The organism is Hydrogenophaga sp. (assembly GCF_028698005.1).
Lineage (GTDB): Bacteria > Pseudomonadota > Gammaproteobacteria > Burkholderiales > Burkholderiaceae_C > Hydrogenophaga.
Genome location: NZ_JAQVEJ010000154.1, coordinates 1 through 6,981 on the forward strand (window position 1 = coordinate 1; position 6,981 = coordinate 6,981).

A 6,981-nucleotide genomic window follows, 5' to 3' on the forward strand; every position below is an offset into this window, starting at 1 on the left:
CGGTTCGTGGATGCTCTCGACCGCCATTCAAACAAATTCCGTGCCACCCGGAATACCGCGCCATGTGTTCAGGAATGGAGCAACTTCATAGAATCGCAGCCATGCCCCAGACATCCCCCTCCAAGGTCCGCGCACGCTTTCGGCTTCGGCTGTCGGTCGGGGATGCCATCGCCGTCGGCCCCGGCAAGATCGCCCTGCTCGAGGCGATCGCGGAACACCGGTCGCTCAACGCCGCGGCCAAGTCGCTCGGCATGTCCTACAAGCGGGCCTGGGACCTGATCAATGAACTCAACGCCCTGCTGCTGGAGCCGGCCGTGACATCGGCCAAGGGCGGCGCCCATGGCGGCGGCACCTCGCTCACCGACACGGGCACGGAGCTGGTGGCGCTCTACCGGTCGATCGAGGAACGCGCCGCGCAGGCGTGCAAGCCCGAGCTGGACCGCATCAGGCGCATGCTCGACACGCGCGGAGGATGAGGGCGCAAGCGTGCCCGGAAGGCGGTCAGTTCACCGAAGCGGAAGACGCCGGGGAATGGGCCGGCCCCTCCGATGGCCGGACCAGGTCGCCGATAACGGTGTGGATGGCCTGAAGCTCCTCGGCGTCGAACACGAAAGCGCCGCCGATACCCCGCGCATCGGTCAACTGGATAGCCGCGCGACCCTGCCCATCCAGCCGGGCGACACGCCATTCGGCCACCGGGTGGGCCATCACCTCCGTGTCGGCCACGCCGCTCGGCGACTCCTCAGTGGCCGGCCCCGCATCCAGGGCCAGGCACCGCTGCTCCAGTTCCTCGACTCGCCTCTGGGACTGCCGCCTGAGCGCCGACTCGATCTGCAAGGCCGCCGTCAGCGCCGCGCTGTGGTCCTTCTCCCGCCGCAGGGCTTCCAGCATGTCGCCGGAAAGTCTGAGAACGCCCGCCATGCGCGCGTCCTGCGCACCCGACGCCAAGGGCGTGGCCAGCGGAGCGCCAAAGCCCCGATAAAGCTGCCGCCTGAACGCCGCATCGGCCAGCCCGTGCGAGACCAGGGCCCAGTAAACCGGCGCCGTGCCCGCATCGCCGCGAGAGGACGACCATACCGCCTCGAGTTCGGCGATGTCCCGGCAGGCGGCGGTCGACCGGATCGATGCCGACGCCAGTTCATCGAGACGGAACTGCAGCCGCTGGCAAACGAGGGGGTCCTCCCCGAGCCAGCGGGCGGCTTCCTCCAGCAGGACCAGGGGGTCTGCGCCATCGCCCCTTGACGGCGGCACGGAGCAACGGGACCCCAAGGCCGCCAGAAGATCGTCCGGGCGAAGACAGCGCGAGAGCACGGACCACTGGATATGCGGCTCCAGGAAAAGCAGGTGGCGACGCCTGCCGGCTCTGGCCGTCTGGCCGGATACCGCAGCGCCTGGCTGGGCGCGATGGCTCATGTCGGGCCTCCTTTTTCCACGTTGTATATTCATAAATATAACGTAGAAATCAAGGCCAGGGCATGGTTCATGCCCACCGGGCCGCGTTGCCCGGCTGACCGGTCAGCGCAGTCCGAGCGCCTGCTGCTCGTCCGCCGTGAACACCCGCGACCGGGTGTGAAAGGCCTTCCCCTCGGGCCCTTCGAGCGAGAAAGTGCCGCCGTGGCCTTCGATCACGTCGATGATGAGCTGGGTGTGCTTCCAGGTTTCGTACTGCGCCTTGCCGATGTAGAAGGGGCAGCCGCCGATGTCGCCCAGGTACACATCGCCCGCGCCGGTGGTGATCTCGCCCAGCAGGTAGCAGTTGGCCGCGCTGTTGTCGCAGCAGCCGCCGGACTGGTGGAACATCAGGCCGGGGCCGTGCCTGGCTTTCAGGAACGCGATGAGTTCCAGCGCGGCAGGGGTAGCGATGACTTTCTCGACCATGGCTGTCTCCTTGTGCAGAAGAAAAAGAGGGCCGAAGCCCTCTCCATGGATCAGAAGAAGCCCAGCTTGTTTTCCGAGTACGAAACAAGCAGGTTCTTGGTCTGCTGGTAGTGGTCCAGCATCATCTTGTGCGTCTCGCGGCCGATGCCCGATTCCTTGTAGCCGCCGAAGGCCGCGTGCGCCGGGTAGGCGTGGTAGCAGTTGGTCCACACGCGCCCGGCCTTGATGGCGCGGCCCATGCGGTAGGCCACGTTGCCGTTGCGGCTCCACACGCCGGCGCCCAGGCCGTACAGCGTGTCGTTGGCGATGGCCAGCGCCTCGGCCTCGTCCTTGAAGGTGGTCACGGCCAGCACGGGGCCGAATATCTCCTCCTGGAAGATGCGCATCTTGTTGTGGCCCTTGAACAGCGTGGGCTGCACGTAGTAGCCGCCCTCCAACTCGCCGCCCAGGTGGGCCTGGCCGCCGCCGATGAGCACTTCCGCGCCCTCCTGCTTGCCCAGGTCCAGGTACGAGAGGATCTTGGTCAGTTGCTCCTTGCTGGCCTGCGCGCCCATCATGCTGTCGGTGTCCAGCGGGTTGGCGTGCTTGATCGCGGCCACGCGCTTGAGCACGCGCTCCATGAACTTGTCGTAGATGCTTTCCTGGATCAGCGCGCGGCTCGGGCAGGTGCAGACCTCGCCCTGGTTGAACGCGAACAGCACCAGCCCTTCCACGGCCTTGTCGAGGAAGGCATCGTCCTTGTCCATGATGTCGGCGAAGAAGACGTTGGGCGACTTGCCGCCCAGCTCCAGCGTGGCCGGGATCAGGTTGTTGGCCGCCGCCTGGGCGATCACGCGGCCGGTGGTGGTGGAGCCGGTGAAGGCGATCTTGGCGATGCGCTTGCTCTGCGCCAGCGGCATGCCCGCCTCGCGCCCGTAGCCGTTGACGATGTTGAGCACACCGGGCGGCAGCAGGTCGGCGATCAGCTCGGCCAGGATCAGGATGGAGATCGGCGTGCTCTCGGCGGGCTTGAGCACCACCGCGTTGCCCGCGCCCAGCGCCGGGGCCAGCTTCCACGCCGCCATCAGGATCGGGAAGTTCCACGGAATGATCTGCCCCACCACGCCCAGCGGCTCGTGGATGTGGTAGGCCATGGTGTTCTCGTCGATCTCGCTGATGCCGCCCTCCTGCGCGCGCAGGGCGCCCGCGAAGTAGCGGAAGTGGTCCACGGTGAGCGGGATGTCGGCGTTGAGCGTCTCGCGGATGGCCTTGCCGTTGTCCACCGTCTCGGCGTAGGCCAGCAGTTCCAGGTTCTGCTCGATGCGGTCGGCGATCTTGAGCAGGATGTTGCTGCGCGTGGCGGCGTCCGTCCTGCCCCAGGCGTCGGCGGCGGCGTGGGCGGCGTCCAGCGCCAGCTCGATGTCCTCTGCCGTGGAGCGCGCGGCCTGGGTGTAGACCTTGCCGCTCACGGGCGTGACCACGTCGAAATACTGGCCCTTGACCGGGGGCACGAACTTGCCGCCGATGAAGTTGTCGTAGCGCGGCTTGTAGGCGATCTTGGCGCCAGCGGCGCCGGGTGCTGCATAGATCATGTCGTCGTCCTCTGCTCGGATGAATGGTGGGTAAGACTCAGCCCTCTGGGCTACCCAGCCACACTCAAGGACCATGCCAGGACCTTCGCCGCGCCGCGGCGGCCGATATGTGCCAAATCCGGACAGCCGGCGGCGGCGGCGTCCTCCGCCCAGGGCACACCTGCTCCAGCCTGCAACAGCCCGGCGCAGCGGGTTCAGGGCAAGGCGAGGACCAGCGCGCTGGACGCCATCGAGGCATGGGCCGTCTGGCCCTTGCGGCGCGCGAACGGACGATCGGCAAAACCCACCCAGAACACGCCCCCCGGCAGCGCCAGCGTCACCTCGTCGCGCTGCTGCCCGCGCGTCACGCGCCAGACCTTGCCGCACAGCGTGCTCACGCCCTCCTGCGGCGCGGGTGCCCCGGCCGCGACGCGCACCGCCGTCGCCTTGCACAGCACCAGCACCGGCAGGCCCGGCGCCAGCCCCAGCAGGTCGGCGCTGTCCTGCGTGATGGCCGAGACCATGGGCTGCCCGCTGTCGGGCGCCAGCGTCACCCGCACCAGCGGATCGCCCCCGGTCGCCGGCCGCGCGTCGGCGACGCGGCAGGGCATCTGGTTGCGCATCGACGTGCGCAGCCCCAGGCCATGGTCGGGCCCGCGCGCGGCCTCCCCCGGGCCAACGAAGCGCGCCAGCACCGCCGCCCTGGCCTGGGCCAGCTCGTCGGCCAGCCGCAGCAGACGCTCGCCCTCGGCCGTCAGCCGCGCGCCGCCGCCGCCGCTGCCGCCCACGGTCCGCTCGACCAGCGCCACGCCGCCCAGGCTGCTGAGCGTGTCGATGGCCTGCCAGGCGGCCTTGTAGCTGATGCCGGCATCGCGCGCGGCCTGGGAAATCGAGCCCGACTCGCCGACGCGGCGCAGCACCTCCAGGCGCTTGTCGCTGGCCGCGTGGCCCAGGGCCTGCTGCAGATCACCTCGGGACAGGGCTTGCTTGGTCATGCCCCGATTGTTCCATGCGCACGCCATAGTCGGCCGCCGGCGCGGTGTACAGGTGCGAGGTCACGAGGATGTCCGCCCCGGTGGCGGCATAGGCGGCCACATTGTCCACGCGGATGCCGCCGGCCGCATTGATCGTCAGCCCGGCCCGCGCGGCCCGCAGACGGGGCACCAGATCGGCCAGGGCGGGCGGCGCCATCTTGTCCAGTTGCACCCCGTCGGCACCGGCCCGGGCCGCCGCCAGCGCATCGTCGGCGCTGTCGGCCTCGACCAGCACGAACTTCTCGGGGCTGGCGCGCCTGGCGTGCCGCACCAGCTCGGCCAGCGGCACGCCGGCCAGGAACACCCGGTGCTGCGCGAACAGCAGGATGCTTTCGGACAGGCCCGCGCGGTGCACGACGCCGCCGCCGCAGAGCACGGCGTATTGCTGCAGCCGGCGCGACCCCGGAAAGGCTTTGCGCGTGGCCGCGATTTGGACCGCCGGGCTGGCCTCGCGCGCGCTGCGCAGCATGGCCGCCGTCGTGCTGGCGATGCCGCCCAGGTACTCCAGCAGGTTCATCCCCTGCTTCCAGGCCACGTGCAGCGCATGCGCCCGCCCCTGCAGGCGCAGCACCGGCTGCCCCGCCGCCACGGCGGCCCCGTCGGCCACCAGGACTTCGGCCTCCAACCCCAGCGACCGGGCCATCTGCACGCACGGCCGCACCCCCGCCGCCACGCCCGCCTGGCGCGCCACGTAGGTGAGCGTGCCGGGCGCATCCGGCAGGCCGATCGCGCGACTGGTTTCGTCGTGCAGGGGCATGTCCTCCAGCACGAGCTGGTCGATGTCGGCCTGGGTCAGGTAAATCATGGTGGAAACGCTTTCGATCGGGGTTGGAACAGGTGCACCAGGCAGGCCGGCGGCGCGCGCCACGAAGGCACGGCGAGGCGTGGCCATCGCCGAAAGGCTGTGCATCGGAACACGCGCAGAGGAACGCGGGAAAGACCGTCGGCTCATCGTCGTACACCCGGTAGTTTGATAGACTCGCTATTCTATTTTTGAATAGCGACATTTCCCCATCCGTCCACCACCCTTGCCCAGGAGACCCCATGCGCACACGTCTTCGTCTCATCCCCTCCCTGATCTTCGCCGTGGCGGGCCCGTCCGCCGCCTGGGCCGCCGAGGCCCAGGTCGCCGTGGCCGCCAACTTCACCGAGCCGATCAAGGCGATCGCCGCGGTGCTGGAAAAGACCACCGGCCACACCATCAAGGTGTCCCTGGGCGCGACCGGCGCCTTCTACACCCAGATCAAGAACAGTGCGCCTTTCGACGTGTTCCTGGCCGCCGACGACGAGCGCCCGGCCATGCTCGAAAAGGAGGGCCTGGCCGCGCCCGGCACCCGCTTCACCTACGCCACGGGCAAGCTGGTGCTGTGGTCGGTCGACCCGGCCAAGGTGGACGACAAGGGCGAGATTCTCAAGTCGCCGCAGGTGCGCAAGGTGGCCTTCGCCAACCCCAAGACCGCCCCTTATGGCGCCGCGGCCGTGCAGGTGATGGACAAGCTGGGCCTGGCCGATGCGCTCAAGCCCAAGCTCGTGCAGGGCGAGAGCATCGGCCAGACCTACAACTTCGTGAAGACCGGCAACGCCGACATCGGTTTCGTGGCCATGTCGCAGGTGCTCAGCGAGGGCAAGCTCAAGGAAGGCTCGATGTGGGTCATTCCGCAGGAGAACTACGGCACCATCCGCCAGGACGCGGTGGTCCTCAAGCGCGGCGAGAACAACGAGGCCGCCATCGCGCTGATGAAGCTGCTGCAAAGCCCGAACATCAAGGATCTGATACGCTCCTACGGCTATGACCTCTGAGCGCGCGTGTTCCTGACCCCCGACAACCTCCAGGCCATCTGGCTGACCCTCAAGGTCGCCGCGCTGACCACGCTGATCCTGCTGGTGCTGGGCACGCCGCTGGCCTGGTGGCTGGCACGCTCGCGCTCATGGCTCACGCGGCCGGTGGGGGCGCTGGTCACCCTGCCACTGGTGCTGCCGCCGTCGGTGCTGGGCTTTTACCTGCTGGTGATGCTGGGCCCCATGGGGCCCATCGGGCAATGGATGCAGGCCATCGGCCTGCCCACCCTGCCCTTCACCTTCGAAGGCCTGATCGTGGCCTCGGTGTTCTACTCGCTGCCCTTCATGGTGCAGCCCATCCTCAACGCCATGCAGGCCCTGGGCAGCCGCCCGCTGGAAGTCGCGGCCACGCTGCGGGCCTCGCCGCTGGACAGCTTCTTCCGCGTCGTGCTGCCGCTGTGCCGGCCCGGCCTGATCACCGGCTGCATCATGAGCTTCGCCCATACGGTGGGCGAGTTCGGCGTGGTGTTGATGGTCGGCGGCAACATCCCCGGTGTCACGCGCGTGGTCTCGGTCCAGATCTACGACCACGTGGAAGCGCTCGAATACGCCGATGCGCACCGCCTGGCCGCCGTCATGCTCATCTTCGCCTTTTCCGTGCTGATGCTGCTGCAGATCCACAACGCCCGCACCGCGCGGCGCGCCCGCGCATGAGCGGCCCGCTGCAGTTCCAGGCCCAC

General features: G+C 68.8%; 8 protein-coding genes. 3 read left to right on the forward strand and 5 right to left on the reverse strand.

Annotated elements, in window-relative coordinates:
* The first annotated feature begins 101 nt into the window (after window positions 1-101).
* Window positions 102-476, forward strand: a complete 375-nt coding sequence (locus PHQ87_RS13100) for a winged helix-turn-helix domain-containing protein (RefSeq protein WP_300235105.1) — start codon at window positions 102-104, stop codon at window positions 474-476.
* Between the two features lie 25 nt (window positions 477-501).
* Here the strand turns inward: PHQ87_RS13100 and PHQ87_RS13105 are convergent, their stop codons facing one another.
* The 5 genes from PHQ87_RS13105 to modD form a co-directional block, all read right to left on the reverse strand.
* On the reverse strand, window positions 502-1,413 hold the full coding sequence (locus PHQ87_RS13105; RefSeq protein WP_300235108.1) for a hypothetical protein: 912 nt from the start codon (window positions 1,411-1,413) through the stop codon (window positions 502-504).
* Window positions 1,414-1,515: 102 nt separating this feature from the next.
* Window positions 1,516-1,878: a DUF779 domain-containing protein gene (locus PHQ87_RS13110; protein WP_300235111.1), complete on the reverse strand. Its 363-nt coding sequence runs from the start codon at window positions 1,876-1,878 to the stop codon at window positions 1,516-1,518.
* A 50-nt stretch (window positions 1,879-1,928) separates the two neighbouring features.
* Window positions 1,929-3,449, reverse strand: coding sequence for an aldehyde dehydrogenase family protein (locus PHQ87_RS13115; protein WP_300235114.1), 1,521 nt, complete (start codon window positions 3,447-3,449; stop codon window positions 1,929-1,931).
* Between the two features lie 194 nt (window positions 3,450-3,643).
* Window positions 3,644-4,423 carry a TOBE domain-containing protein gene (locus PHQ87_RS13120; RefSeq protein ID WP_300235117.1) on the reverse strand — a complete coding sequence of 260 codons (780 nt, stop codon included), beginning with the start codon at window positions 4,421-4,423 and terminating at the stop codon, window positions 3,644-3,646.
* Complete coding sequence (gene modD, locus PHQ87_RS13125) at window positions 4,395-5,267, reverse strand: ModD protein (protein WP_300235120.1); 873 nt, start codon at window positions 5,265-5,267, stop codon at window positions 4,395-4,397. The genes PHQ87_RS13120 and modD overlap by 29 nt, the downstream gene beginning before the upstream one ends.
* Window positions 5,268-5,506: 239 nt before the next feature.
* On the opposite strand from modD, the gene modA reads away from it, so the two are divergent.
* Both modA and modB read left to right on the forward strand, forming a co-directional pair.
* Window positions 5,507-6,262, forward strand: coding sequence for a molybdate ABC transporter substrate-binding protein (gene modA, locus PHQ87_RS13130; protein ID WP_300235124.1), 756 nt, complete (start codon window positions 5,507-5,509; stop codon window positions 6,260-6,262).
* Window positions 6,263-6,268: 6 nt separating this feature from the next.
* Window positions 6,269-6,955, forward strand: a complete 687-nt coding sequence (modB, locus tag PHQ87_RS13135; protein WP_300235127.1) for a molybdate ABC transporter permease subunit — start codon at window positions 6,269-6,271, stop codon at window positions 6,953-6,955.
* Window positions 6,956-6,981 lie beyond the last annotated feature (26 nt).

Coding starts and splice junctions, on each gene's coding strand:
- PHQ87_RS13100 (WP_300235105.1), top strand. CDS start 102: ATGCCCCAGACATCCCCCTCCAAGGTCCGCGCACGCTTTCGGCTTCGG.
- PHQ87_RS13105 (WP_300235108.1), bottom strand. CDS start 1,413: ATGAGCCATCGCGCCCAGCCAGGCGCTGCGGTATCCGGCCAGACGGCC.
- PHQ87_RS13110 (WP_300235111.1), bottom strand. CDS start 1,878: ATGGTCGAGAAAGTCATCGCTACCCCTGCCGCGCTGGAACTCATCGCG.
- PHQ87_RS13115 (WP_300235114.1), bottom strand. CDS start 3,449: ATGATCTATGCAGCACCCGGCGCCGCTGGCGCCAAGATCGCCTACAAG.
- PHQ87_RS13120 (WP_300235117.1), bottom strand. CDS start 4,423: ATGACCAAGCAAGCCCTGTCCCGAGGTGATCTGCAGCAGGCCCTGGGC.
- modD (WP_300235120.1), bottom strand. CDS start 5,267: ATGATTTACCTGACCCAGGCCGACATCGACCAGCTCGTGCTGGAGGAC.
- modA (WP_300235124.1), top strand. CDS start 5,507: ATGCGCACACGTCTTCGTCTCATCCCCTCCCTGATCTTCGCCGTGGCG.